The sequence below is a fragment of the Asanoa ferruginea genome (assembly GCF_003387075.1).
Classification (GTDB): Bacteria; Actinomycetota; Actinomycetes; order Mycobacteriales; family Micromonosporaceae; genus Asanoa; species Asanoa ferruginea.
This window is the reverse complement of the sequence record NZ_QUMQ01000001.1, coordinates 8294453-8319236: the sequence shown is the minus strand read 5'-3', so window position 1 is coordinate 8319236 and position 24784 is coordinate 8294453. Positions and strand designations below refer to the sequence as shown.

Genomic DNA, 24784 nt, shown 5'->3' with positions numbered 1-24784 from the left:
TGGTTAGGGTAGCCTCACCGCGGGTTCGGGTAGTGCGGGAGGTTCGATGGCCCAGGAGTCGCTCAACGACCTGCTCGGCGGCCGTCGCGGTGCGATCGAGGCGTCGCTGCCGCCGCTGGCTTTCGGGCTGGGCTGGGCGTTGTCCGGTCGCTCCAACCTGGCCGGTGTGGTGGCCGCGCTGGTCGTCGGCGCCGCGGTCGCGATCTGGCGGGTCTCCCAGGGTCACCGACCGATGGCCGTGGTGATCAGCCTGTTCGGGGTGTGCCTGGCCGCGCTGGTCGTGCTGCGCACCGGCCACGCCGCCGACTTCTTCCTGCTCCAACTTGTGTCCAACGCGGTGAGCGCGCTGGCCTGGCTGGTCAGCATCGCCATCCGCTGGCCGCTGCTCGGCGTGGTCGTCGGGTTGGCGCTCGGCCAGAAGACCCGGTGGCGCCGCGATCCGGCACTTGTGCGCGCGTACAACTGGGGCAGTGCGGTCTGGGTCTTGCAGTATGTCGTGCGGGTGGCCGTGTTCCTGCCGCTCTACGCGGCCGACAAGGTGCTCGCGCTGACCGCGGCCCGCGTCGCGCTGACCTGGCCGCTGGTCGCGGCGTGCGTCGCGGTGAGCTGGTGGGTGGTCCGCCGCGCGCTGCCGCCCGACCACCCCGGCCTGCGCAACCCTGTCGCCGCCTAGCCCTTCGCCAGCATGTTGTGCAGTTCGGCGCTGTCGATCACGGTCGCGCGCCGGCCGAACACCTTGTTGAGCAGCAGGTCGTGCAGGTCAGGATCAAAGTCGGCGACGCAATCGGAGAGTACGTAGACCCGGTAGTCGCGGTCGGCCGCGTCGATCACCGTGGAGAGCACGACGCCGCTGGTGCTGACGCCGGCGAGCACGACGGTGTTGACGCCGCGGGCGCGCAGCCGCTGGTCGAGGTCGGTGGTCGACATGGCACCGATGCGTACCTTGCGGACCACAATGTCGCCCTGCTCCGGAGCCAGCGCGTCGACGATCGCGGTGCTCGGGTCGTCGGCGCCCATGGCCCGGCTCTCGGCCGCGGCGGCGAACGTGACGTTGGTGGCCGGCACGGTCGAGTAGTCGTCGTCAGTGAACGCGACCCGCACATAGCCGATGGTGCCCTCGTGTTCCCGCACGTCGGCGATGGCGTCGCGGACCCGGCCGATCAGCGGCTCGGGCTCCGGCAGCCGCCCGACGATCCCGTTCTGGTAGTCCATCACCAGCAGCGCGGTGCGTTTCGGATCGAAGAGACCGTTCGTCGGCGCGGGCATGCTGTCTCCTTGCGGGTCGTGCGGGCCGCCAGCGCGCGCGGCGCGAGCCGGCGCTTTCGTTCGCCAAGCTACCCGCACGGGGCGGTGGGTCGCCGCCCTACCCCTCGGGGTGTTCTCTGTTCCAGCGCAGTGGGCCGGGGTGGAATGGCCAGAGCAGGCGTCGCCAGCGGGACTGGGCCGCCCGGAGCCGTGCGTGGTAGGCGCGGGCCGCCGTGCCGGCCTTCGCGGCGTCGGCCTCGCCGACCTGGTCGGGCGCGAACGCGTCACGGTTGACCAGGTCGACGAGGGTGGCGAGCTCGGGCGGCGGTGCCACGGTCGTGGCCGGCTCGACGGCGGGCCGTGGCGTGGAGCGGACCTGCCACTCCTCCGCGCGGACCGCTGTGGCGCGGTCTTCCCGGTTGGCCTCGGCCGCCGGCGTGGCCCGGTCTCGCGACGGGTCCGCAGCGGCGCGCGTCGCGCGGTCTCCTGGGCGGTCTGCGGCGCCGGGCTTCGCGCGGTCTCCTGGCCGGTCCGCGGCGCCGGGCTTCGCGCGGTCCCCCGGCCGGTCGGCCGCGGCTAGCGTGGCGCGGTCTGTGACCGCTTGCGCCGCGTGGGCCGCGAGTTCGGTCGCCGAAAGATGCGGCGGTGCGGGGGAGCCAGCGAGCCGAAGCGCGTCGCGGACCTCCAGCCAGGCGCCGGCCACCCGGTCGCCGGGCGTGCCGGTGGCCAGCCGGCGCCGGCTCAACCCGCGCCGCATCAGCATCAGCGCGCACACCGCCGCGACCACGAGCAGCAACACACCGCCACCACCGATCGTGTACGCCGGTGCCACGCCGGACCCACCCGGCCCCGCCGCCACGATCGGTGCCGCCGTCGGCGAGACCGTGGGCTCGACCGTGGGCAGTGGCGCCTCGGACGGCGGCTGGGTCGGTGGCTCCGGCTTCGGCGGCTCGCTCTCCGGCGTCTCCGGGGTCTGGTCGGGCTTGGGCAGCGGATCGAAGGGCACCCAACCGACGTCGTTGAAGTAGATCTCCGGCCAGGCCTGCGCGTCGGCGCCCCGGACGGGTCCGGTGCCGGTCTCGCTCCGGAAGCCCACCACGACGCGTGTCGGGAGGCCCATCATCCGGGCCAGCACGGCGTAGGCGGCCGCGAACTGCTCCGACGTGCCCCGCTGCCCGCCGCCGTTGGCCGGGCCGAACAGGAAGAACGCCAGGTTGGGGTAGGCGTGCCCGCTCGGCGCGTCGGCGACCATCCGGTAATGGGTCGCCAGGTAGTCCTCGATGCCCAGCGCCCGCTGGTAGGCACTGCCGCCCGCGTCGGCGGCCAGCCGGTCGGCCAGCTCGCGCATCTGGTCGGGTGCGCCGGGGCCGAGCCCGAGCATCCGGGCGATCCCGTCGCCGAACGGCACGTCGGCGGCCGTCAGCAGGTTGAGGTCTGGCTGCTCGGCCTCCGACGCGACCGTGTAGGCCAGCCCCGGGTGCAGCCCGTCGGGCTCGATCATCGTGCCGGTCGACGGGTCGTAGGCGACCCGGACACCGTCCACACGCGACGGTGTCGGCACGGCGGGCAGCAGCCGGCCGGACAGGTCGCCGATCGTGATCTGCTGGGTCACCGGCTCGACCGTGTTGTCGGGCAGCGTCGCGGGCGCCGGCAGCACCCGGCCCGCGCCCCGGTAGACGGCGCCGACCCGCCAGGTGATCCCGTCGTAGTCGCTGAGCACCGCCAGCCGGATCCTGACGGGCCCATCGCGGTCGCTGCGCACGTCGAACAGCTTCTGGTCGGGGTTGAGCGCCCAGCCCGAGATGCGGATCAGCGGGTTCTCGTCGAGGCTGTCGACCTGCGGCGGCTGCACGTATTGCCGCGGGTCGACGGGGGTCGCCTCGACCCGCTGGGTGATCAGCGGAGCGGTCGCGGCCACGAGGGCGATCGCGGCGAGGGCGGCCAGCACCGTGCGGAGCTGCAACGCCATCCGGGCCGCGCGGGGGAGTGCGGCGGCCGGCGCGGGCGGGCGGCCGGTGACCGCGAGACCGAGGGCCGCGGCGACCACGACCATCAGCACCGGGGCCAGGGCGGTCGTCGCGTTGGGACCGACGACGTAGAGGGCGCCGGCGAAGAGCAGGACGGGTGGGCCGTACCCGATGAGCAGTCGTCCCCAGCGCAGGCCGAGTTCGGCGCCGGCGAGACCAGCGAGCCAGGCCGCGACCACCGGCACGATGACCGTGTCGGGCGTCGGCTCGACCGGGATCAGCGCGGTGAGCAGGCGCGGGATGCCGTTGCGGGCGGCTTCGACGATCAGGTCGCGCAGCGGCCCCGGCAGGCCCGCGCGGTTGGCCGACCACCACACCGCGCCGAGCGTGTAGCCGGCCAGGCCGACCACCGACAGCGGCGCGACCAGCCACGACGGAGAGCGGCGGGCGGCAACGGAGATCAGCACGGCGGCCGCGCCGGCACCCCCGACCAGCGGAACCAGAACCGAGCCGGAATAGACCCGGCCGAGCGCCAGCGCCGCGGCGGCGATCATGACGATCAGAGCCAACGGGGGTACGGCGGCCCGCGCGAACCTCACCATCCGCGCACCGTGTCCCAGGCTGCGGCGAACGACTCGCCGTCGGTGGCGTCGAGGACGACCATGCCCTCGGCCGCGGAGGGTGTGCCGCCCTCGCCGAAGACGGCCACCACGATCGCGGCGTAGGGCCCGCGGAGCGAACCGATCAGCCCGAGGTCGACCCGGCCGCCGGCACCGGTCAGGAAGATCACGGTGTCGCCGGCGCGCTGCTGGCGGAGCCGGTCGGTGGCGGCCTTGAGATCGCCGGCGACGAGGTCGGCCTCGGCGAGCCGGTCGAGCGGGTGCGGCGCGGGCGCGGTCTCGCCGGCGACCAGCAGCAGGGTGACGTCGACGTCTTCACGCGCGGCGGCGGTGACCACGGACGCGGCAGCCTCGCAGGCGGCCTCGAAGCTGGGTGCCTCGCCGCCGGCGCGGTCGGGGTGGGCGGTGGCGCGGTTGTCGAGCAGGACGACCAGCTTCGGGAGGCTGGTGTCGAGTTGCTCGCGGACCATCAGCTCGCCGATCCGGGCGCTGGTGCGCCAGTGCACCCGGCGCAGTTCGTCGCCGACGACGTATTCGCGCAGCGAGTCGAACGTGATCGTGCCGTGCGGGACGCTGTCGACCCGCCCGTCCAGGCTGCGCATGGCGCCGGCCGGCACGGCCGCGAGCGGGTGGATCCGCGGGTGCACCCAGACGGTGCCGGTGCCGCCGTGCGACCGGGCCGCGGTGACCAGGCCGAGCGGGTCGCGGCGGGACACGCGCAGCGGCCCGACCCGCACCACGCCGCGCCGGGTGGTCGGCACCGGGTAGTCCACAGTGGTGTCTCGCCCGGGGCGCAGTCGTAGCACCGGAACCGGCACGGCGGCGGCGCCGCAGCGGTCGTGGGCGACCAGGTTGGCGGCGCGCAGCCGGGCGCTGTTGCGCACGGTCAGCGTGACGCCCGCCGGCTCGCCTCGGCCGACCCGGTCGGGTTCGACCTTCCTTGATACGTCGAGACGTGGCCGCCATGCCGCGTGCAACACGGCGAAGACGACCGCGACCAGGGCGGCACCGCCGAGCGCGGCCAGTTCGGGGTAGCCGAAACGCCAGCCGGCGGCTGCTAGTGCGACGCCGGCTATGGCCAACCCGACCCCGCGGGCGGTGGGCCGCACGGATCAGCTCCCGGGTAGCGGCCGCAGCCCGCCGAACCCGAACGTCCCACCCTGACCAGCGCGGGCTTGTGGGGAAGCGCCATAGCCGGCCGGGCCTGCGCCGTTGGCTTGGCCCGACGTGCCATAGCCGGGCGGGGCCGCGCTGGCGCCGTTTCCCTGACCCGATATGCCGTAACCGGGTTTGGCCGCGCTGGCGCCGTCTCCCTGGCCCGATGTGCCGTAATCGGGCGTGGCCGGCGCCGCATGGGCGACGCCGTTGGCCTGTGCCGGCGTGCCGTAGCTGGCCGTGGCCGGTTGCGCCGAGCCGACCGGGTTGGCGCGCCCCGAGGACGCGCGCCCGGATGCGCCGGGCCGACCTTGTGCCGGAACCCCGGCACCGCCCGACGGGCCGCCACCGCCAGGGAGCGGGACCGGGACGGCGCGGATCGCCTCGGCCAGGACCTCGTCGGCCGTCGTGCCGCGGAGTTGGGCGTCGGGGGTCAGCAGGATGCGGTGGGCGAACACCGGGCCGAGCAGGGCCTTGAGGTCTTCCGGCAGGACGTAGCCGCGGCCCTGGATCAGGGCGTAGGCGCACGCCGCGCGGGTCAGGGCGATCACGCCGCGGGGGCTGACGCCGACCCGGACGTGCGGGTGGGCGCGGGTGGTGGCGGCCAGCCGGACCGCGTAGGCGTAGAGCGGGTCGGCGACGTGCACCTGCTGGGCCATGCGGACCATCTCGCCGACCGTCGCCGTGTCGGTGACCGGCTCGATCGCGTCGGGGGAGCGCAGGTTGGCGCCGCGCAGCACCTCGATCTCGACCGCCTCGTCGGGGTAGCCCACCGACAGCTTCATCAGGAACCGGTCGAGTTGGGCCTCGGGCAGCCGGTAGGTGCCGTCCATCTCGACCGGGTTCTGCGTCGCGACGACCAGGAACGGGCGGGGCACGCCATGGCGGACGCCGTCGACGGTGACCGTGCGCTCTTCCATCACCTCGAGCAGGGCCGACTGGGTCTTCGGCGACGCCCGGTTGATCTCGTCGGCGATGACGATGTTGGCGAACACCGGGCCGGGGTGGAACTCGAACCCGCGGGTCGCCTGGTTGAAGATGGTCACACCCGAGACGTCGGACGGCAGCAGGTCGGGCGTGAACTGGATGCGCCGCCACTGGCCGTGGACGCTCGCCGCCAGCGCCCGGGCCAGCGTGGTCTTGCCGACGCCGGGCACGTCTTCGAGCAGCACGTGCCCCTGCGCGAACAACGCGGTCAGCGTCAGCCGCACGACCTCGTCCTTGCCGAGCACGACCGCGCCGATCGACTCGGCGAGCCGAGCGGCCAGGGCCGCGAAGCCCTGGATGTGCCCGGCCGGCAGCGGCTCGTGCTGTGGTTGCGTCACCGAAGGATCCTCACACGCACGTCGGCAAGCCGTTGATGTTGTCGCCGTTGTTGAGATTCAGCCACGCGAACGGGATGTAGCGGGCGTTGTTCTTGAAGGTGATCTGCACCCACCACGTGCTCGCCTTGTTGTTGTTGTATTGCACGGCCTTGATGTTGGTGCCGGCTTTCTTGCACCAGGCGCCGTAGCCGGTGCCGTTGGGCGTGTCACCGACCGCCTCGGCGAGCACCTGGCGGGTGCCGGTGTAGACGCCGATGCCGTCGTCGCAGTAGGTGCCGCCGCTGTCGTTGCAGGCCACCGTGCCGTTGACCGCACCGGTGTTGACGTTGCGCGCGCCGCCACCGTTGGCGGTGCCGGCGTTGTTGCGCGCCTCCACCGTGTAGGAGTAGGTCGTGCCGGCCCGCCAGGCGTCGATCGTGATGGTGCCGCAGGTGGTCCAGCCGCTGGCCACCGTGCGGCCCTCGCCGCTGAGGGTGACCTGGCACTGCGACGCGCTGCCGTGGGTGTTGACCGTCATCGGCACCGAGACCGCCGTCGTCGTGGCCGTCGCCGCACCGAGGGTCAGCGTCGGCACGTCGATCGTCGTCGCGGTGGCCGTCGCCGCGGGACCCTCGCCGGCCTCGTTGACCGCCGTCACCGAGGCGGTCGCCGGCTGGCCCGCGGGCAGCCCGGTGATCGTCTGCGACGTGCCCGCGGTCTGCGTGGTCTTGCCGCCTACGGTCACGGCGTAACCCGTGATCGGTCGTCCGTTGTCGGTCGGCACGCCCCAGCTCACTGTGATGGTGCCGGCGGCGTCGGGTGCGACGGCGGAGATGTTGAGCGGCTTGCCCGGCACCGTGAACGGCACCACGGTGTCGCTCGACGGCGACGGTGTCGACGCCGCGCCCTTGTCGCTGACCGCCACCACGGTGAACGCGTATTGCGTGCCGTAGTCGAGGTCGCCCGCCGGCACGATCAGCTCGGTCTTGGCGGTCTCGCCGGCCGGCGCGGTGGCACCGGCGGTCGACGAGGTCACCGCGTATTTCGCGATCTTGTTGCCCTGGCCGTTGGCGGCGGGCCAGCTCACCCGCACCGTGCCGTCGGGCCGGGCCTCGGCGGTCACGCTGGCCGGCGGGTCGGGCACGTCGGCGGTCGGCATCACCGGGTTGCTGTTCTTCACCGGGCCGGCGCCCTTGCCGTTGACCGCGTGCACCGCGAACCGGTAGGTCTCGCCGTTGGTCAGCCCGGCGATCTCGATCGACCGCTGCCGCGCACCGACCTCGACCGGCTGCGGGCCGCCCTCGACCACGTATTTGGTGATGGCCGAGCCGTTTTCGTTGGCCGCGCGCCAGCTCACCCGGGCCAGCTTGTCACCGGCCGTCGCGGTCACCGCCTTCGGCGCACCCGGCTTGCCGACCACCTTCTCCTTCACCGGCGGCGGCTTCGGCGGGTCCTTCGGCGGGTCGTCGCCCAGCACGTCGTCGGCGTATTTGTCGACCACCCGCACCTGGTTGTGGTCGTCGACGACCCGTGCGGTCGACGAGTTGGGCGCGTTGATGAACAGGTAGTTTTCGCGCACCTCGAGCTCGAGCGGCCCGTTGGCGCCCTTCACCTCGATCGTGTCGACGAGCTGACCGTGCTCGTCGAACACGTGCACCGTGCCGGTGCGGTCGTCGGCGCAGTAGAAGCGGCCCGCCCAGGCCACCGCCGGACGCAGTTGGTCACCCTCGCCGGGCACCACGAACTGGGTCGTCGGGCCACTCTCGCCGACCACCACGACCTGCCGCCCGTCGGCGACCGTGACCGGAACCTCGCCGCCGTTGGTGCGCGGCGGCACCGCGCCGATGCCGGACAGCGTGAGGACCACCTTGTGCTCGCGCTCGCCGCGCACGGTGGTCAGCGCCCCGCTGGTGCGGTCGAGCACGGCGACGCCGTCGTCGAGTGTGGTCACCGCGAGGTCGTGGCTCGGGTCGGCCACCGTCACGGTCTTGACCAGCGCCGGGCTCACCCCACCGCCGGAACCACCGCTGCCCGGATTGGACACGCCGACCAGCGCCGCGGCCCCGGTGGGCAGCGGATCGGCCGGCGCGCTGGGCAACGGCGCCGGCGTGATCGCGGACACGGTGCCCTCGCTCGGCACGGCGACCCAGAGCCGCCCGGTGCCGTCGAACGTGCCGCCCGCGATGCCCGGTGGATAGCGAACCGGCTCGCCGATCGGCACCAGCGAACGCGGGTCGAGCTGGCGCACCACGCCCTGCGGCGCGTCGACCACAAAGGCCGCGTCGTCGCGCATCGCGATGCTCACGCCCAGCCCAGAGGTGGTGCGGGTGGTCGCCATGACCTGAAGCGTCGCGAGGTCGAGGGAGCTGACCTGGCCGGTCGTCAGGTCGCGCAGAATCAAAAAGCGATCGGTCTGGGTGACCTGCATCGAGTGGTTGCGGGCCTGGCCGACCTCGACCCGGGTGTCGACCCGGCCGGTCAGCCCGTTGACCCGGGCGACCTCGCTCTTGGCCCGGCTCCACAGCCAGGAACTCGCGTCGTAGTTGGCCACCGCGTTGTCGGCCACCCCGAGCCCGAGGACCGTGAAGCCCATCGCGGCCACCAGGGCGATCACCACACCGCCGGTCACCAGCCCGCCGCGCGGAATGCGCCGCCGCGGTTTGGCCAGCGCCTCGTCGAGCGCCTTGCCGAGATCCGGTGCGACGCCGTCGCCGCCTGTCATGGTGCCGTTGTCTGTGGTGGCCACAGCCGGCTAACCCTCCCACCCCGTGTGTAGGCGACCAATGGTCGCCCAGGCGTTCCTCCCCGAAAGCCAGGGGCCATCATATTGGGCTGTCAATGCGGGTGCGCACCCGTTGTGGTCGGCTGTGGACAGTGCGCGCGTGCCCTGTGGACAACGGCGAGCCAACTTCGCGTTCGTGCAGGTCGCCGCAGTTGCGCGCGGCACCGACCCATTGTGGATTAGCCCGGAGAACGGGCCGAACGGTTGGTACACACCTGACCGGACGTGGCATAGCGGTCGGTCGAGTAGACGGCTACGACGGTGAAGCAGTAGTCGGCCTCGGTGGCCAACCCACTCGCCAGATACCGGGTCACACCGGGCTCAACCGGCCCCATCGCCCGCAACTGCGTCCCGGCCTTCCCCGCGGCGACGATGAACGGCACCGTGCCCGCGGTCGGATCGCGCCAGGTCAACAGCAGCCCGTCGCCGTCTTCCCGCACGGCCAGGTCGGTCGGCGGCTCGCCACCGAGCGCCGGCCCACTCGGCACCGGTGCGCCCGCGCTGATCTCCGGCAGCGCATCGACCCGCGAAGGGTCATTGTGGTCCCGCAGCACGACGAACATCACCAACACGGCGGCCACGACCGCCGCGGCGGCGGCGACAAACGCGGCCACCGTCGCACTGCGCCCCCGCGTCCGCTCCCGCGCCGCGGCGGCTGCCATCGGACCATGCAGGGATACGGGCGCCACCTCGATCGCCGAGGTAGGAGAGGCGCCAGGTTCGTGGCGGTTTCCCAAGCCCTGCGGCATCCGCGGCCGCACCGGCTCCAGCTCCCGCCCCCACGGCCCGGGAGGGTTTCCGCTGGGCGCGCCACCAGGCGGTCCCCAGCCAGGAGCGGCCGTCGGCTGTCCACCCCATCCGGTCACGCCCTGCCCGTTGGCGGCCTGCCAACCGTTGCCCGCCTGCCCATTCGCGGCTTGCCGGCCATTGCCGGCCTGGTCGATTCGCGGTTGGCCGGGGGCGGCTCCGCGCTGGCCGTCGGCGGCCGGCCAGCCAAGGCCGGGTTGCCCACCCGACGGCGGCCAGGTGCCACCGTTCCCGCCCTGATCGCTGGCGTTGCCGCCAGTTTGCTGCCATGTGCCGGTGTTGCCGCCCTGGTCGGTGGCGTTGCCGGCAGCTGGTTGCCACGTGGCGGTGTTGCCGCCCTGGTCGGTGGCGTTGCCGGCAGTCGGTTGCCACGTGGCGGTGTTGCCGCCCTGCTCGGTGGCGTTGCCGCCAGTCGTCTGCCACGTGGCGGTGTTGCCGCCCTGGTCGTTCGGGTTGGTGGCCGGGCCGCTCCACCCGATCGGGTTCATCGAACCGCCGGCGACCTCCTGCGGCGTGCCCGACGCGGCAGACGTGCCGCGCCTGGCTTCGTTCCGGTTCGACCAACCGTCCTGTTGCCCCGGTGCAGCCCCGGTCCGCGGCGGCTGGGTAGGCAAAGCCTGGGTGGGAGCGTTGACGGCGGCGCGGGTCGCCGCAACTCCGTCTGCCGCGCCACCGGCGGGTGCGACGACGAACACCCCGGGCGCCACCTCGCGGCCCGGCCCACCCGGGGGCATCCCACTTTGCGGAGCAGACCCTGGGCCGAAGGAGGCCCCATCCGGTCCTCGGTCGCCCCCAGCCGGCACCACTCGCGGAGAGTGCGTCACCTGTCCTGGCCCGCCGGCGGCGGCAACCGGTGCGGGCGACTGTGGCTGCCGCGGGACACCGCCACTGGCGCCGGCCGGTGGCGGCCAGGTCGTGGGCGGCCCCGATGGCGTTCCGCCCGCCGCCGATGTAGCGCCGCCACCCGGCGAGAACGCGGTAGCCCGCGGCCCGCCGGTCGACGATCCGACGCCAGGAGCGCCGGCCTGTGCCTGGCGGGATACCGCTGGTCCCGGCGGTGCCGTCGGGGGCGGCCCGAAATCCTGCGGACCAGGCCCCGCGAAAGCGTCGGGGCCGGCGGGACCTGGGCCCGAGGGTGCGAAGTTCTGTGGCGGATAACCCTGGGAGCCCGCAGGACCCGGGCTCGGCGGCATCGGACCTGGTGTCGACGGGCCGAAGCTGTGTGGACCGGCCGGCATCTGGCCGGGCGGCGTGGCCACCGGCGGCGGGAAACCCTGGGAACCGGCAGGACCCGGGCCGGACGGCATCGGTCCGGGGGCGACAGGCCCGAATCCCGGCCCGCCGGCAGCCGGCGGCGCCGTGGGCGAAGGTGCGAACGGGTCGTAGCCGGGAGACTGTGGATAACCCGGAGGCGGCGGGGCCACGGCCGACTGGAGCGGCGGGATCGGGGGGACCTCGACGCCGGCGGCGGATAGGTACGCGGCTGCTGTGCGTACCATGTGATGATCTTCACCGAAAGCGGATGGGCCGTAGGTCGCGACGCGGGTGAAGTTGCGGCGGGCCTCGTGGCGGTTGCCTAGCTCTTCGGCTACGTGGCCCAGGTCGAAGGAGAGCGCCAGCATCAGCGGGTTGGCCTCGCCCAAGTGCAGTTCGCCCGCGGCGATCGCGTCCTCTAGCACCCGCCGAGCCGCAGCGGGGTCATCCGCCTCGCGGTGCATCGTGGCCAGCGCGTGTTGGCCGCCGAGCAGCTCAGGGTGGTCGTCGCCGAGCATCGGGCGGGCGCGGTCGAGTGCGTCGGCCAGCATGGCCCGGGCCGTGGTCAGGTCGCCGGCGTCGCGTAACGCGTGGGCCTGGCGCAGCGCGGCGGCGAGCGGGGAGGGCAGCGACACGCAGGACACTCTGCCCTTGTGGCCGCCCTCGGCGCTAGTCGTGTGGACAGCCGTGATCTGCTGGGTGAATGCTTCAGAGGTACGACGCGCGGAACGCTGAGATCCGCTATTGGGTCAACGGCGTGCTTCGGCACCGCGATGAGCCCGGTTTGTCGCCGTTCGACTCGGTTGTCCAGGGTGGCGACGCGGTCTGGGAAGGGCTCCGGCTCTACGACGGCAAGATTTTCGCCCTCCAAGCGCACCTGGCAAGGCTGCGGCGGTCCGCCATCGCGCTCGCCTTCACCAACATTCCGTCCGATTCGGACATAACAAGCGCCGTCCAGGAAACACTGACAGCCAACGACATGCGTGACGGTGTGCACGTCAGGTTGACCCTCACCCGCGGCGTCAAGCTCACCAGCGGCATGGACCCGCGGCTCAACACCGCCGGCTGCACGCTCATCGTGCTTGCCGAGCACAAGCCACCGGTGTACGACACGAGCGGCCTCACCCTGATCACGGCGAGTGTCCGCCGTCCCGGCGCCGACGTGCTCGACCCGAAGATCCACCATGCCAACCTGCTCAACTCGATCCTCGCGAAGATCGAGGCCAACGTGGCCGGCGCCGACGACGCGCTGATGCTCGACCCGCGCGGGTTCGTCGCCGAGACCAACGCCACCCACCTGTTCGCCGTCACCGGTGGCGAGCTGGTCACCCCGCGTACGGTCGCCTGCCCCGAAGGGATCACCCGCGACACGGTGCTCCACCTCGCGCCCGCAGCCGGCATCCCGGTCACCGTCCGCGACGTCTCGCTGGTCGAGATGTATACCGCCGACGAGGTGTTCTGCACCGGCACGATGGGCGAACTGGCCGCCGTCACCACGATCGACGGCCGGACGATCGGCTCGGGCCAGGCCGGACCGGTGACCGGCAAGCTCGCCGCGATCTACCAGGAGCACGCGAAGGCCCACGCCACCGCGATCTAGAGGCGGTGCGCGGCCAACTCGTCGTAGAACGGCTGCGCGGCGACCACCAGCGGGGCCAGGTGCGCCGGCACCGGCGCGGGCGAGTCGCGATAGGGCGCGAAACCGGTCGACTGCTCGACGGCGGCATACCAGTGCGGCGCCCACACGCCGTCGGTGTCCCGCGGGCCCGACTCCCAGCGCAGCATCGCCTCGTCGAACGGGATCCCCAGCGCCGCGCACAGCTTGCTGAGCTGGCCGGCCGGGTCACGCAGCAGCGCCGCCGAGTCGAGCACCGGGCCGCCGTGCCGGCGGAAGATCTCGACCTGTTGCGGGTAGCCGAGGTCTTCCAGCGTCGGTTCGCCGCGCACCTTGGCGTAGGAGGCGACGACGTGGGCCGGGTCGCGGATCAGGTAGGCGTTGGTCACCCGCCCGAGCCAGCCGCGGCCGACCTCGGGCAGCAGGTGGTGCGCCATGTGCTTCTCGTATTGCAGCGCTTTCCCGGAAGGCCGCTCCAGCGCGGCGACCGCGGACGACCAGCGCGTCGGCTGGCTGGCCAGCACCTCGGCCCGGCCGGGATGGTCGAGCCCGGTCGCTGCCAGGTAGGACGCGTAGAGCGGCTCGTCGACGACCGCGCAGTCGGGGCGGGCGCCGAAGCTGCGCATCAGGGCCGTCGAGACGTTGCGCGGCCCCGACCACATCGCGATCCGGGTCACGCCAGCTCCCGCCGATCGCGCCGCCATTGCTGTTTCCTCTTCTCATCGCGTACGACGATGCCCAGTTTCAGCAGTTGTTCGCGAAGTTCGGCGGCGTCGTCAGTCTTGCCCTTCTCCAGCGCGGCGGCCCGGTCGATCAGGAGGCCGTGTGCGACACCCGGGAGGTCGTCGTCGAGCCGGGTCCAGATCCGGAACTCGTCGCGGTGCGGGTCGCCGTCGGCCCGCCAGGGATAGCCCTTGCTGGTGAACGCTTCCGCGATCCGGGTCTTCGACAGGTCGGTCTTCTCCCGGGCCAACTCGCGCGCCTCCCGGCCGATCAGCACGAGGTAGTCGCGATCGAAGAACACCGCGGTGATGTCACCACGGGCGACCCGGCGTTCCTTGGACCCGCCCCGGGTCAGCGTGACCTCGCCGGTGCCGACCCGCACCACCAGCATGTCGGCGACGGCCAGCACCGACACGACCAGGCCGACGACCGCGCCGACGCCGATCGCGACCAGCGTCGCCTGCGGGTCGGGTGCCTCGTCGATCGCCTTGAAGACGGCGTGCAACGGCGCGACCGGCAGGTCGGCGATCCAGCCGGCGGCCCACTGCAGCACCCAGCCGAGCCCGGCGCCGAGCACCGGGAACAGCACCCAGAACAGAATTCGGGCACCCGGGTCGTCGACAACGGTCTCGTCGAACGACGAATCGGCGGCCACGCCGCAGATTGTGCCCGATGACCGGGTTCTCCCGCCGCCCCGCATCACGCCGGCAGCGGCCCGGTCTCCGGCGGCGTGGTCGGCGAGTCCAGCCACGCGTCGATCAATGAGGTGAAGTCGTGGCCGGTCGTCTTGTTCACGTACGCCGTGAAGCTCGCCCGGCTCTGTTGGGTGTTCAGGTGTTCCCGCACCCAGCCCCGCGCCAGCGCGTAGAACCGCTCGTCGCCGAGCGCCTGGTGCAGTTGCCGGAGCATGGCCGCACCGCCGTAGTAGACGTTGCTCGCACCGAACTGGTTGCGCGCCGGCCGGCTCGGTGGGCCGTATTTCTCCCGTAGCTCGCCGTCGCGCTGCCGGCTGGCCCGTACGAAATCGGCTTCGCTGATGTTGTAGGTCTCTTTTTCGTAGAGTTTCTGCGCGTAGAGCGCCCAGCCCTCGTTGAGCCAAATGTCGCGCCAGTCGGTCAGCGTGACCGCGTCGCCGAACCACTGGTGCGCGAACTCGTGCAGCGTCGTCAGGTCGAACCACCGCGCGTCGACCATCGAGAAGAAGTTGCCGAGCGTGACCATCTGCTGGGTCTCCATCGCCGAGCCCGACTCGACCACGACGACGCCGGCCGACTCGAACGGATAGGGCCCGAAACGCTTGTCCAGCCAGGAAAGCAGCGTGGTCGAGCGTTTGAGGTGGGTCAGCACGGCGGGATCGTCGGCGCGATACCAGTAGGTGACGGGAATCCCGCGCGGCCCCTTGGCGGTCGACTTCCGGAACTTCCCGACCGCGAGCGTGGTCGCGTAGGACGCCACGGGAACGGTGCTGCGATAGCGGAACGTGTTGCCGTCCTGCCCGACCGGCGTGCCGCTGGCCACCCCCGACCAGCCCGTCGGCACGGTGACCGCGATGTCGTAGAGCGCCTCGTCGGAAGGGTGGTCATTGGCGGGATACCAGGTGAACGCGCCGAACGGCTCCTGCATCGTCCAGACCCCGCCCTGGCTGTCGACGGTCAAACCGAGCGGGTGCGTGTCGCCGCGCTGTGACGGCATCGGTGTCTGTGACGGCTTGCCGTGGTAGCCGACCACGAGGGTGACCGGCACGTCGGCCCGCACCGGGGTTTCCACGACCAGCTTCTCCCTGGTCACCGCGCCGGTCACGGGTCGCGCGTCAAGAGTCAACACATCGATGGTGTACGGCTTGAAGTCGAGCGTCAGCGAGTGGGCGTCTTTGGTCGGCCGGATGCGCAGCGTCGCCGTGCCGGTCAGCGTCCGTTTGGTCGGTGACCAGTCCAGCGCGAGCCCGTAGTGCAGCACGTCGAGCGCGTCGGTGCCGTGTTCGGGGTAGATCGGGTCGAGCACGGGCGTGGACCGCCCGGCGGCATATTCCTCGGTCTGGGTGGTGATCGGCGCGGTCGGGCCCGGCCTCGCCGCTGGTGTTTCGGCGGTGCAGCCGGCGAGCAGGGCGACCAGGGCGAGGCCGGCCACGCCGCATCGGCGCGTCGAGAGGTTCACGCGCCTTCAGACGCGGCGTGACCGGCACCCGGTTGTCGTGAACGCGAACTCAGCTCTCGTCGGCGAGCATCTCGCGGACCAACGGCGCGACCTTCGTCCCGTACAGCTCGATGTTGCGCATGACCGCGTCGTGCGGCACGCCGGCCAGGCCGTACTTGAGGTCGAACCGCTCGGTACCGAGCGTCCGCAGGGCCTTGACGATCTTCGGGGCCACGGTCTCGGGCGAACCGACGTACCAGGAGCCGTGCTCGATCTCGTGCCGGAGCTGGTCGGCGGTCGGCGGGCGCCACCCGCGCTGCCGGCCGATCCGGGTGAGCACCTCGAGGTAGTGCGGCACGAGCTGCTCGTAGGCCTCCTGGTCGGTGTCGGCGATGTGACCAGGCGAGTGCACGCCGATCGGCTTCGCCGGCTGCTCGAGCCGGCGCTGCGCCTCGCGGAACAGGTCGGCGAACGGCGCGAAGCGCTCGGCCGGCCCACCGATGATCGCCAGCATCAACGACATCCCGTACGTGGCCGCCCGGATCACCGATTTCGGGCTGCCCCCGACGCCGATCCAGGTCGGGATCGGGCCGCCCGCCGTGTGCGGCACCACGTCGGCGTTGACCAGCGGCGCCCGCAGCCGGCCGGACCAGGTGACCGGCTCCTCCGTGAGCAGCCGGGCGAAAAGGTCGACCTTCTCCTCGAACAGCTCCTCGTAGTCGGCCAGGTCAAAGCCGAACAGTGGGAACGACTCGGTGCTCGACCCGCGCCCGAGGATCACCTCGGCGCGCCCGTTGGAGAGGCTGTGCAGGGTCGAGTAGCGCTGGAAGACCCGGACCGGGTCGTCGGAGCTGAGCACGGTGACCGCCGAACCGAGCCGGATCCGGCTGGTCCGCGCGGCGATCGCGGCCAGCACCAGGTCGGGCGCCGACAGCGGCATGTCGAAGGTGTGGTGCTCGCCGATCCCGAAGAAGTCCAGGCCGACCTGGTCGGCCAGCACGGCGTGCTCGACCAGCCCGCGGATGGTTTCCGGGTGACTGACCGGTTTGCCGGCGTTGTCGGACAGGACGTCGCCGAAGGTGTCCAGGCCCAGGGTCACTGGGTTCGAATATTTGCTCACGCAACTAGGTTGCAACCCGGTGAGGGCGGCGACCACACCCTGTGGTGGGTACCCACGCCGACGAGAGGAAGAATTCGGCCCATGAGCAGCGAACTCGGCGATTTCCTGCGATCCCGCCGGGCGGCTTTGACCCCGGCGGCTACCGGCATCCGGACATATGGCGCATCCCGCCGCGTCCCCGGCCTGCGCCGCGAGGAGGTGGCCCAGCTCGCGGGCGTGAGTGTGAACTACTACACCCGGATCGAGCAGGGTGAAAGCCACCAGATGTCCGACTCGGTGCTGGACGCCCTGGCCAACGCGCTCCGTCTGGACGAGACCGAACGGCTTCATCTCGTACGGTTGGCCCGCCCCGCCGCCGTCCCGCGTCGCCCCGCCGGCCCGGAGACAATCCGCGACTCGGTGCTCGCGCTGGCCGAGAGCACCACCGACCAGGCGGTGATCGTGGTCGGCCGGCGCACCGACCTGCTCGGCGCCAACCGTCTCGGCTACGCCCTGCTCGGGCTGCGCACCGACGAACGCCCCAACATGGCCCGGCAGATGTTCCTCGAGCCGGCGATGCGCGATCTCGTCGTCGACTGGGAGCGCGAGGCCCGCAACACGGTCGCCTACCTGCGCAACGCGTCGAGCGACGCCCTCGACGACCCGATGCTGGCCGAGTTGGTCGGCGACCTGAGCATCCGCAGCCCGGAGTTCGCCCGCATCTGGGCCACCCATCCGGTCGCCGAGTGCCTGCACGCCGTGCGCGACTGGGACCACCCGCTGGTCGGCCGCCTGACCCTCAACGAGGAGAGCCTGCGGCTCCCCGACGACCCGGGCCAACGCATCATCTTCAACGGCGCCGCCCCGGGCTCCGCGTCCGCGGAACGACTCCGGCTGCTCGCCTCGCTGGTCACCTCGCCGCCGGACGGGCTCGTGCTTCCTGAGTAGCGTGCCGGCGGTGAGCGTTTTGCGCCGCAACCCGGATGAGCGGGAGCGGGCGCGGGCCGCGATCACGGCAATCGGCGGGCGGGCCACCACCAGTTGACCCGGCCGAATGCCGCGACCAGGGCCGGTGTCAGGACGCCGCGGACGATGGTCGCGTCGAGGGCGATCCCGAGGGCGAGCGTGCTCGCGAAGATCTTGACGTCGACCACCGGCACCGTCGACAGGGCGACGAAGGCCAGCACCAGGATCAGGGCGGCCGAGGTGACCAGCCGGCCGGTGTAGCCGATGCCGTGCACCGTGGCGTCGTCGGTGGACAGGCCGTCGTCGTGGCCCTCGCGGATCCGGGACAGGATGAAGACCTCGTAGTCCATCGACAGTCCGAAGAGGAACGAGAACGCGGCGATCGGCACCCAGACGGTGATCGAGCCGCTCGCCTCGGTCCCGAACAGCGCTTCGCTGCCGTAGCCGCGTTGCCAGATCAGGACCGTCAGGCCGTACGCGGCGGCGATCGAGACGACGTTGAGCAGGAGCGCCTTGATCGGCAGCCAGACCGATCGCAGGGCGCGGGCGAGCAGGGCGAAGGTGACCAGCACGACCAGGGCGAGCACCCACCAGCTGTCGCCGTAGATCGCCTTGACCGAGTCGGCGTCCTGTGCCGCGGTGCCGCCGACCTCGCCGGGCGCGACCGCTCGGATCCGCTCGACCGTGGCCGCTCCGGCGGGGGTGGCCGGGTCGGCGTCGAGCAGCACCGGCAGCAGCCGCTCGTCGCCGGCGGTCCAGCCCGGGCCGGTCGGGGTGACGACGGCCAGGACGCCGTCGACCCGCGCCACCTCCGCCGCGCCGTCGGTGGTGAGCACCTGGACGGGGCGCAGCACGCCGGGGCTGATCCCAGCGTCGACCAGGTTGCGGTAGCCGACCGCCGCGGGGCTGTCGCCACCCGCGATCGCCGCGATCTCCGGCGAGCCGAGGCGCAGGCCGAAGACCGGCAGCGCGAGGACCACCAGCGCGGCGGTGGCGAGCACGATCGCGACCCAGCGGTGCCGCAGGACCGACCGGCCGATGGCCAGCCAGGCCCGGCTCTCCGTCGCGGGTGGGCGCCGGCGCGGCCACTCCAGCCGGGGGCCGGCCGAGGCGAGCAGCGCGGGCAGCAGGGTCATCGCGACCAGCACGCTGACCAGCGGGATCAGCAGGCCGCCGAGGCCGATGCTGCGCAGGAACGGCAGCGGCAGCACGACCAGGGCGAGCAGCGAGATGGCGACGGTGACGCCGCTGAAGACCACGGCGCGGCCGGCGGTGGCCATCGCCGTGCGCACGGCCTGCTCGTTCTCGGCGCCGTTGGCGCGCTCCTCCCGCCAGCGCATAACGATCAGCAGCGCGTAGTCGATCGCGACGCCGAGGCCGATCAGGCCGACCAGGTATTGCACGATGAACGAGACGTCGACGCCCGCGGTGAGCCCGAGGAGCAGCAGAAACGTGGTGGTGATCGCGACGGCGGCCATCAGCAGGGGTACGAACGCCAGCAGCGAGCCGAACGCCAGCGCCAGCACGATCAGCGCGCCACCGGCGCCCAGCGCGATCTCGACGATGATCGGGCGATCGGAGCCGCCGCCGCTCTCGTTGAGCGGGTCGACGCCGGTGACCAGCAGCGGCGCGCCACCGACGCTGGTGCGGGCCAGCGCTTCCTCGATCCGCGGCAGCGCGGCGGCGTAGGGCCCGGGGCCCGGCGTGTAGGGCGGGTAGACCAGCGCGAACGTGGTGCGGCCGTCGGCCGAGACGAACGGTGCCGGGTCGGCCACGTCTAGCACGGACGCGACCCGCCAGCCGGGCTGGTTCAGCGCGCCGAGTGCGGTGCCCAACTCCTCGCGGATGGCCGGATCGGTCACCGCCCGCCCTTCCGGCAGCGTGACGGTCACGACCAGCGGGTCAACGCCGCCGCCACCGCCGAAGGTGCGCTCGATCCGCTGGTTGGCCTCGTAGGCCGGCTGCCCAGGGAAGCTGAACTCGTAGCTCAGCCGGTCGATCGTCCGCGGCGCCAGGGCGCCGCCGATCACCGCGAGCACCAGCCAGCCGAGCATGATCAGTCGTCGGTGCCGCAGGATCCACTCGGTCCACATCGTCGCCGTCCGGGGGATTGGGTATAAGGATCCTTATGGTTAGCCGGAACCCTACGCTACTAAACATGGACTTCGACGACGACTCCGTCGTCCCCTGGACGGTGGTGCGGGCCAGCCACGCGTTGAGTCGCGTGTTCACCGCGGAGCTGGCCGAGGTCGGGCTGAAGCCACACCTCTTCGGGATCCTGGCCACGCTGCACCGCGACCCCGGCATCTCCTCGGCCGACCTGGCCCGCCAGGTGCGGGTCACGCCGCAGAGCATGGGTTCGCTGCTGCGAAGCCTGGTCGCCGACGGTCTCGTCGAGCACCCGGAGCCCCGCCGCGGCCAGTCACTGGCGTTGCGCCTCACGTCGGCGGGCGAGGAGTTGCTCGGCCGGGCCTGGCCGGTGATCGCGCGGATGAACCAGCCCGCCGCGCTCGGCCTGACCGCCGCCGAGGCGGCGACCCTCAACGCTCTCCTGCACCGGGTCCTCGCGGCGACCGACTAGGGCCCTATCCGGCGTGCGCCGCGAGGAAGGCGTCCACATCGGACTTGATGGCGCCGAGCATGTCCCAGCCGTGCAGGCTGGCGTCCTTGAGCTCGATCTCTTTCTTGTCGGTCGTCGCCACGGCGGCCAGGAACTCCTTGGCCTGGTCGCCGCAGAAAGCGGACGGATCGTTGTCGGCGCAGGCGAACAGCAGCGGCACCTTGAGCGCTGGCGCGGCTTCCTCGGGGGTGATCGGCGCGGTGGCCGACGCCGAGTAGCGCGGGTCGTGTGCCGAGAGGGACACCACGGCGTCGACGTCGCTCTCCGGGTGGGCGGCCGCGACGAGGGAGATCGCGGCGCCGCGGGAGGCGCCGATGAGCTGCACGGTCTTGGCGCCGGAGCGGCGCAGCTCGGCCACGGCGGCCGGCACGTCGGTCGCCTGGTCGGGCCCGCCGCACTCGCTCTCGCCGTCGCAGCGCTGGTCGAAGGCGAGCACCTGGTAGCCCTCGTCGGCCCACGTGTCGGCCTGCGGGTACCAGCCGCAGAGGTCGCTGTCGAGTTGGTGGACGAGCACCAAGCCGCGGGGGCCGCTGCCGAACCGGGCGGCGGCCAGCTCGACACCGTCGGACGTGGTCAGCACGACCTTCTCGATGGTGTCCTTGGACCGGAACCCGCACCGCTGCTCGGGTTCGGGCGCCTGGTCGGCGCTCGATGGCGGAGCCGGCGGCGGCTCGTCTTTTCCGCAGGCGGCCGCGAAGCCGACCGTCAGCATGGCGCAGCAAACGATGGCCGCGACACGGCGGCGTGGGAGCGATGCCATGGGCGGGACTCTATCGGGGACGGACGATTCGCGGTGTCCCGCTCACGCTCAGTCGCGGGCCAGGCCGCTGCGTCGTGGGCGGGGCCGCTGCGTCGCGGGCCAGGCCGCTCAGTCGCGGGCCAGGCCGTGCAGGATGCGGCTGAGGTCGTCGCGGTCGCTGGGCGAGAGGGCGCCGAAGAAGCGGGCGGCCTCGGCGGTGCGGGCTTCCTGGATGGCGGTGGCGGCCGCGTGCCCCGCCTCGGTCAGCCCGACCAGGATGGCGCGGCGGTCGGCCGGGTCTGGGTGGCGCTCGACCAGGCCGCGCTGCTGGAGGTCGTCGACCACCTCGGTGGTCGAGCGGGGTGCGATGTGCAGCTTCTCGGCCAGGTCGCCGAGGCGGATCGGGCCGTTGTCGACCAGCGCGTTCAGCGCGCGCCACATGCCCGGCGTCACGTCCCAGGGCGCCATCGTCTGCCGGTTGAGGTGCCGCAGGCGGCGGGCCACGCCCCAGAAGGCTTCGGAAAGGCTCTCGCCGTCATCCACGGGAATACCGTACCAACGGATCAGGTTGTAACCTCATGTTGAGGGAACCTCAGCAATCTCGTCCAGGAGGACCACCGGATCTTGCCTTCCTACGAACGTGGCCGTCGCGCCAGCGAGGCCGAGAAGACCCAGGCCCGCGAGGTGTCGCTGCGCCGGATCGGGCGCCTATTCGGCCCCCACCGCTGGCCCCTCGCGGTCGTCACCCTGATCATCATCGCGTCGTCGATCATCGCGATGGCATCGCCGTTCCTGCTCCGCGCGGTCATCGACCAGGCCCTGCCGCGGCAGGACGTCCGGCTGCTGGTGTGGCTGGTCATCGGCATGATCGGCGTCGCCGCCGCGACCGCCGCCCTCGGCGTCATCCAGACCTGGATATCGACCGCTGTCGGGCAGAAGGTCATGCACGGCCTGCGTACGACGGTCTTCGCCCACCTGCACCGCCAGTCGGTCGGCTTCTTCACCCGGACCCGCACCGGCGAGGTGCAGTCGCGCATCACCAACGACATCGGCGGCATGGAAGCGGTCGTCACCACGACGGCCACGTCGGTCGCGTCGAACCTCACCACCACCATCGCCACCATGGCGGCCATGGTCGCGCTGTCCTGGCGCCTGTCGCTGGTCTCGCTGATCGTGCTGCCACCGGCCATCTACCTGACCCGCCGGGTCGCCCGGATGCGCCGGGCCATCACCGAGCAGCGCCAGCGCGAACTCGCCGACCTCAACGTCACCATCGAAGAGGGCCTCTCGGTGAGCGGCGCGCAGCTCAGCAAGACGCTGTCCACCGGCAGCGCGCTGGTCGAGCGGTTCACCGCCTCGTCGCGCCGGCTGATCGACCTGGAACTGCGCTCCGAGCTCGCCGGCCGCTGGCGGATGGCTTCGATGAGCATCATCTTCGCGGCGATCCCCGCGCTGATCTACCTGAGCGCCGGCCTGCCGTTCTCCGCCGGCGCGCTGAGCATCGGCACGCTGGTCGCGTTCACCGCGTTGCAGGCCGGCCTGTTCCGGCCGCTGATGGGGCTGCTCAACGTGGGTGTCACGCTGACCGCTTCGCTGGCCCTGTTCGGGCGGATCTTCGAGTATCTCGACCTGCCGGTCGAGGTCGACGACCCGCCGTCGCCCGTCTCGCTGGAGCACCCGGTCGGGCACCTGCGCCTGGAGGATGTCAGCTTCACCTACCCGGGCAGCCCGACCCCGGCGGTCGCCGGTGTCACGCTCGACGTGCCGGCCGGAACCTCGCTGGCGCTGGTCGGCGAGACCGGGTCCGGGAAGAGCACGATCGCCGGGCTGATCGCCCGCCTCTACGACCCGACCGCCGGCCGGGTGACGATCGACGGGGTCGACGTGCGCGACCTGCGGCTGGCCGACCTGGCCGCGATCGTGGGCGTGGTCAGCCAGGAGACCTACCTGCTGCACACCACGATCCGGGAGAACCTGCGCTACGCGGCTCCGTCGGCCAGCGACGCCGAGATCGAGTCGGCGGCGCGGGCGGCCCAGATCCACGACGTGATCGTCTCGCTTCCCGATGGCTACGACACCACCGTCGGCTCGCGCGGCCACCGGTTCTCCGGTGGGGAGAAGCAGCGCATAGCGATCGCTCGTACCCTGCTGCGGGATCCGAAGATTCTCGTTCTTGACGAGGCGACCAGTGCGCTGGACACCTCCACGGAACGGGCGGTGCAGCAGGCGTTCGACCGGCTGGCTCAGGGACGCACGACCGTGACGATCGCCCACCGCCTGTCGACCATCCGCGACGCCGACCAGATCGTGGTCGTCGACCACGGCCAGGTGCTCGAATCGGGTACGCACGAGACGCTCGTCGACTCGGCGGGCCGATACGCGGCGCTGGCTGCCTGATCTCGTCGCTTGGCCCGCCGGTTCGCGGGCGGGTGGCCGCCGGTCGGGGTAAGACTGGATGGATGGCTAGGGAAGAGGACTTCACCACCGAGGCGGCCGAGGGCCAGCGGGACCGGCGTTTCCACGGAGGCGCGCCACAGCGGCTCGACGACGACGAGCTGGCGCGCCGCACCGAGGAGGAGCGGGTCGACGCCGGGACCAGCGACTACGACCCCGACGACGTGCCACCCGCGACCGACGACCCGGCGCCCAGCGACCTGGGTGACTCGGCGCTCGTGCAGGACATCGAGGGCATCGGCGCGCGGCAGGAAGACGAGGGCGAGACCCGCCCGTTGAGCGCGGACAACCCATTCCCGCCGACGCGGTACGAAGAGTCCTAGCTCTCGTTACAAGGGGTCGAGGCCGGCGGCCCGCAGGTTCGAGACGGCCTGGCCCACCTCGTCGGGGCCCGGTGCCGGGATGGGCACCCGTGGCGTGCCGCCGGATTGCCCGTACGCGCCGCGCAGCGCTTTGATCAGCCCGAGCGGCGTCTTGCCCTCACGCAACGCGGCACCGTGGGCGAACTCGCCCGCCTGCATGATCCAGCCGAGCCGCTTCTGCGCGTCGTGCCACTGTCCCTTCTCGACGGCGACGAAGAACTCGTGCAGGTAGGGCTGGCGCGGCGTTTGGAGGAACAACGCCCGGCTCGACCCCATCACCACATCGGGCGCCACCTCGGGATAGATCATCCGGGCGACCAGGAAGTATTCCTCGACCGGGCTGGTCACCATGATGTCCTTGCCGACCGCCGCCAGTGTCTCCAGGAACACGTCGAGCCGGATCGCGCCGCTGAGCAGCAGCGCCATCTGCGGCCGCTCGGCGAGCTCGCGGATCACCGGCAGACTGATCTCGTAGCCGACCTCGGTGATGGCCGTGTTGTAGATCCCGAACGGCGCCGGCACCCGGCCGAGCACGTAGTCGAAGAAGGCCAGCACGCCGTTCTCACCACGCGGCCCGAAGAACGGCGGCCAGAGCATGATCAGACCGGCCCCGGACTCGGCCGCGTGCGTGGCGATATCCACCGCGTCGTCAGGCGCCGTGTGCGTCGCCGAAACGGCGACCGGCACCCGCCCGGCGACGGCGTCGAGCACGATCGCGGCGAGCCGCTTGCGTTCCGGAACGGTCAGCAGCCAGAACTCCGCCCAGACCGAGCCGACGTAGAGGCCGCCGACTCCGGGCAGGCTCAGCGTGTAGTCGACGTCTCTGCGCAGCGCGGCCTCGTCGATGGTGCCGCTCTCCGTGTAGGGCGTGAACGTCACCGGGATGTAGCCCGACAGATTCGTGCGGGCCCACGTCTTAGCGTCGGTCATGTCTCTCTT

General features: G+C 72.1%; 19 protein-coding genes and 1 pseudogene. 6 read left to right on the top strand and 14 right to left on the bottom strand.

Going from position 1 to position 24784, the window contains the following annotated elements:
- Nucleotides 1–46: 46 nt before the first annotated feature.
- A complete protein-coding gene (locus DFJ67_RS38745; protein WP_116074191.1) occupies nt 47–673 on the top strand; it encodes a DUF3159 domain-containing protein in 627 nt (208 codons plus the stop codon).
- Here DFJ67_RS38745 and DFJ67_RS38740 read toward each other — a convergent pair.
- From DFJ67_RS38740 to DFJ67_RS44505, 6 genes and pseudogenes are all read right to left on the bottom strand, one after another.
- A complete protein-coding gene (locus DFJ67_RS38740; protein ID WP_116074189.1) occupies nt 670–1266 on the bottom strand; it encodes a cysteine hydrolase family protein in 597 nt (198 codons plus the stop codon). The two genes, DFJ67_RS38745 and DFJ67_RS38740, sit on opposite strands and share 4 nt — an antisense overlap.
- A gap of 97 nt (nt 1267–1363) precedes the next feature.
- Nucleotides 1364–3814 carry a transglutaminaseTgpA domain-containing protein gene (locus DFJ67_RS38735; RefSeq protein ID WP_116074187.1) on the bottom strand — a complete coding sequence of 817 codons (2451 nt, stop codon included), beginning with the start codon at nt 3812–3814 and terminating at the stop codon, nt 1364–1366.
- The gene (locus tag DFJ67_RS38730; protein WP_116074185.1) at nt 3808–4941 is read right to left on the bottom strand and encodes a DUF58 domain-containing protein; all 1134 of its coding nucleotides are present in this window, start codon (nt 4939–4941) and stop codon (nt 3808–3810) included. The genes DFJ67_RS38735 and DFJ67_RS38730 overlap by 7 nt, the downstream gene beginning before the upstream one ends.
- Nucleotides 4942–5334: 393 nt before the next feature.
- A pseudogene (locus tag DFJ67_RS38725) lies at nt 5335–6288 on the bottom strand (AAA family ATPase); the annotation flags it as partial.
- 34 nt (nt 6289–6322) lie between these two features.
- Nucleotides 6323–9013, bottom strand: coding sequence for a fibronectin type III domain-containing protein (locus DFJ67_RS38720; protein ID WP_116077169.1), 2691 nt, complete (start codon nt 9011–9013; stop codon nt 6323–6325).
- A 239-nt stretch (nt 9014–9252) separates the two neighbouring features.
- Complete coding sequence (locus DFJ67_RS44505; protein WP_147315782.1) at nt 9253–11769, bottom strand: tetratricopeptide repeat protein; 2517 nt, start codon at nt 11767–11769, stop codon at nt 9253–9255.
- A 68-nt stretch (nt 11770–11837) separates the two neighbouring features.
- Here DFJ67_RS44505 and DFJ67_RS38710 point away from each other — a divergent pair, with 68 nt between their 5' ends.
- Nucleotides 11838–12734 (top strand): aminotransferase class IV, encoded by an 897-nt coding sequence (locus tag DFJ67_RS38710; RefSeq protein ID WP_116074181.1) that lies wholly within the window; start codon nt 11838–11840, stop codon nt 12732–12734.
- Here DFJ67_RS38710 and DFJ67_RS38705 read toward each other — a convergent pair.
- The 4 genes from DFJ67_RS38705 to DFJ67_RS38690 form a co-directional block, all read right to left on the bottom strand.
- Nucleotides 12731–13426 carry a sulfotransferase-like domain-containing protein gene (locus tag DFJ67_RS38705; RefSeq protein ID WP_239097253.1) on the bottom strand — a complete coding sequence of 232 codons (696 nt, stop codon included), beginning with the start codon at nt 13424–13426 and terminating at the stop codon, nt 12731–12733. The genes DFJ67_RS38710 and DFJ67_RS38705 overlap by 4 nt on opposite strands.
- Entirely contained in the window at nt 13423–14127 is a 705-nt protein-coding gene (locus DFJ67_RS38700; protein WP_147315781.1) for a YqeB family protein, read from the bottom strand. The genes DFJ67_RS38705 and DFJ67_RS38700 overlap by 4 nt, the downstream gene beginning before the upstream one ends.
- 44 nt (nt 14128–14171) lie before the next feature.
- Nucleotides 14172–15599, bottom strand: coding sequence for a M1 family metallopeptidase (locus tag DFJ67_RS38695; RefSeq protein ID WP_239097254.1), 1428 nt, complete (start codon nt 15597–15599; stop codon nt 14172–14174).
- Nucleotides 15600–15675: 76 nt separating this feature from the next.
- Nucleotides 15676–16725 carry an LLM class flavin-dependent oxidoreductase gene (locus tag DFJ67_RS38690; protein ID WP_116074173.1) on the bottom strand — a complete coding sequence of 350 codons (1050 nt, stop codon included), beginning with the start codon at nt 16723–16725 and terminating at the stop codon, nt 15676–15678.
- A gap of 81 nt (nt 16726–16806) precedes the next feature.
- Between DFJ67_RS38690 and DFJ67_RS38685 the strand changes: the two genes are divergently transcribed.
- Complete coding sequence (locus DFJ67_RS38685) at nt 16807–17652, top strand: helix-turn-helix transcriptional regulator (RefSeq protein ID WP_116074171.1); 846 nt, start codon at nt 16807–16809, stop codon at nt 17650–17652.
- 62 nt (nt 17653–17714) lie between these two features.
- On the opposite strand, the gene DFJ67_RS38680 is transcribed toward DFJ67_RS38685, so the two are convergent.
- Entirely contained in the window at nt 17715–19763 is a 2049-nt protein-coding gene (locus tag DFJ67_RS38680) for an MMPL family transporter (RefSeq protein ID WP_116074169.1), read from the bottom strand.
- Nucleotides 19764–19828: 65 nt separating this feature from the next.
- Here DFJ67_RS38680 and DFJ67_RS38675 point away from each other — a divergent pair, with 65 nt between their 5' ends.
- Nucleotides 19829–20251 carry a MarR family winged helix-turn-helix transcriptional regulator gene (locus DFJ67_RS38675; RefSeq protein WP_116074167.1) on the top strand — a complete coding sequence of 141 codons (423 nt, stop codon included), beginning with the start codon at nt 19829–19831 and terminating at the stop codon, nt 20249–20251.
- A 4-nt stretch (nt 20252–20255) separates the two neighbouring features.
- On the opposite strand, the gene DFJ67_RS38670 is transcribed toward DFJ67_RS38675, so the two are convergent.
- Together DFJ67_RS38670 and DFJ67_RS38665 are read right to left on the bottom strand one after the other, a co-directional pair.
- Complete coding sequence (locus DFJ67_RS38670) at nt 20256–21050, bottom strand: alpha/beta hydrolase (protein WP_116074164.1); 795 nt, start codon at nt 21048–21050, stop codon at nt 20256–20258.
- Between the two features lie 108 nt (nt 21051–21158).
- The gene (locus tag DFJ67_RS38665; RefSeq protein WP_239097255.1) at nt 21159–21572 is read right to left on the bottom strand and encodes a MarR family winged helix-turn-helix transcriptional regulator; all 414 of its coding nucleotides are present in this window, start codon (nt 21570–21572) and stop codon (nt 21159–21161) included.
- Nucleotides 21573–21653: 81 nt separating this feature from the next.
- On the opposite strand from DFJ67_RS38665, the gene DFJ67_RS38660 reads away from it, so the two are divergent.
- Nucleotides 21654–23426: an ABC transporter ATP-binding protein gene (locus DFJ67_RS38660; protein WP_275407661.1), complete on the top strand. Its 1773-nt coding sequence runs from the start codon at nt 21654–21656 to the stop codon at nt 23424–23426.
- 62 nt (nt 23427–23488) lie between these two features.
- Nucleotides 23489–23806 (top strand): hypothetical protein, encoded by a 318-nt coding sequence (locus DFJ67_RS38655; RefSeq protein ID WP_116074160.1) that lies wholly within the window; start codon nt 23489–23491, stop codon nt 23804–23806.
- 6 nt (nt 23807–23812) lie between these two features.
- Here DFJ67_RS38655 and DFJ67_RS38650 read toward each other — a convergent pair whose 3' ends face one another.
- A complete protein-coding gene (locus tag DFJ67_RS38650; protein ID WP_116074158.1) occupies nt 23813–24775 on the bottom strand; it encodes a dihydrodipicolinate synthase family protein in 963 nt (320 codons plus the stop codon).
- Nucleotides 24776–24784: the final 9 nt, after the last annotated feature.

Bases quoted from the DNA above. Each gene is read 5' to 3' on its own strand.
- DFJ67_RS38720 (WP_116077169.1), bottom strand. From the start codon at position 9,013: ATGACAGGCGGCGACGGCGTCGCACCGGATCTCGGCAAGGCGCTCGAC.
- DFJ67_RS38735 (WP_116074187.1), bottom strand. From the start codon at position 3,814: ATGGTGAGGTTCGCGCGGGCCGCCGTACCCCCGTTGGCTCTGATCGTC.
- DFJ67_RS38685 (WP_116074171.1), top strand. From the start codon at position 16,807: ATGAGCAGCGAACTCGGCGATTTCCTGCGATCCCGCCGGGCGGCTTTG.
- DFJ67_RS38655 (WP_116074160.1), top strand. From the start codon at position 23,489: ATGGCTAGGGAAGAGGACTTCACCACCGAGGCGGCCGAGGGCCAGCGG.
- DFJ67_RS38710 (WP_116074181.1), top strand. From the start codon at position 11,838: ATGCTTCAGAGGTACGACGCGCGGAACGCTGAGATCCGCTATTGGGTC.
- DFJ67_RS38740 (WP_116074189.1), bottom strand. From the start codon at position 1,266: ATGCCCGCGCCGACGAACGGTCTCTTCGATCCGAAACGCACCGCGCTG.
- DFJ67_RS38675 (WP_116074167.1), top strand. From the start codon at position 19,829: ATGGACTTCGACGACGACTCCGTCGTCCCCTGGACGGTGGTGCGGGCC.
- DFJ67_RS38650 (WP_116074158.1), bottom strand. From the start codon at position 24,775: ATGACCGACGCTAAGACGTGGGCCCGCACGAATCTGTCGGGCTACATC.
- DFJ67_RS38745 (WP_116074191.1), top strand. From the start codon at position 47: ATGGCCCAGGAGTCGCTCAACGACCTGCTCGGCGGCCGTCGCGGTGCG.
- DFJ67_RS38670 (WP_116074164.1), bottom strand. From the start codon at position 21,050: ATGGCATCGCTCCCACGCCGCCGTGTCGCGGCCATCGTTTGCTGCGCC.
- DFJ67_RS38680 (WP_116074169.1), bottom strand. From the start codon at position 19,763: ATGTGGACCGAGTGGATCCTGCGGCACCGACGACTGATCATGCTCGGC.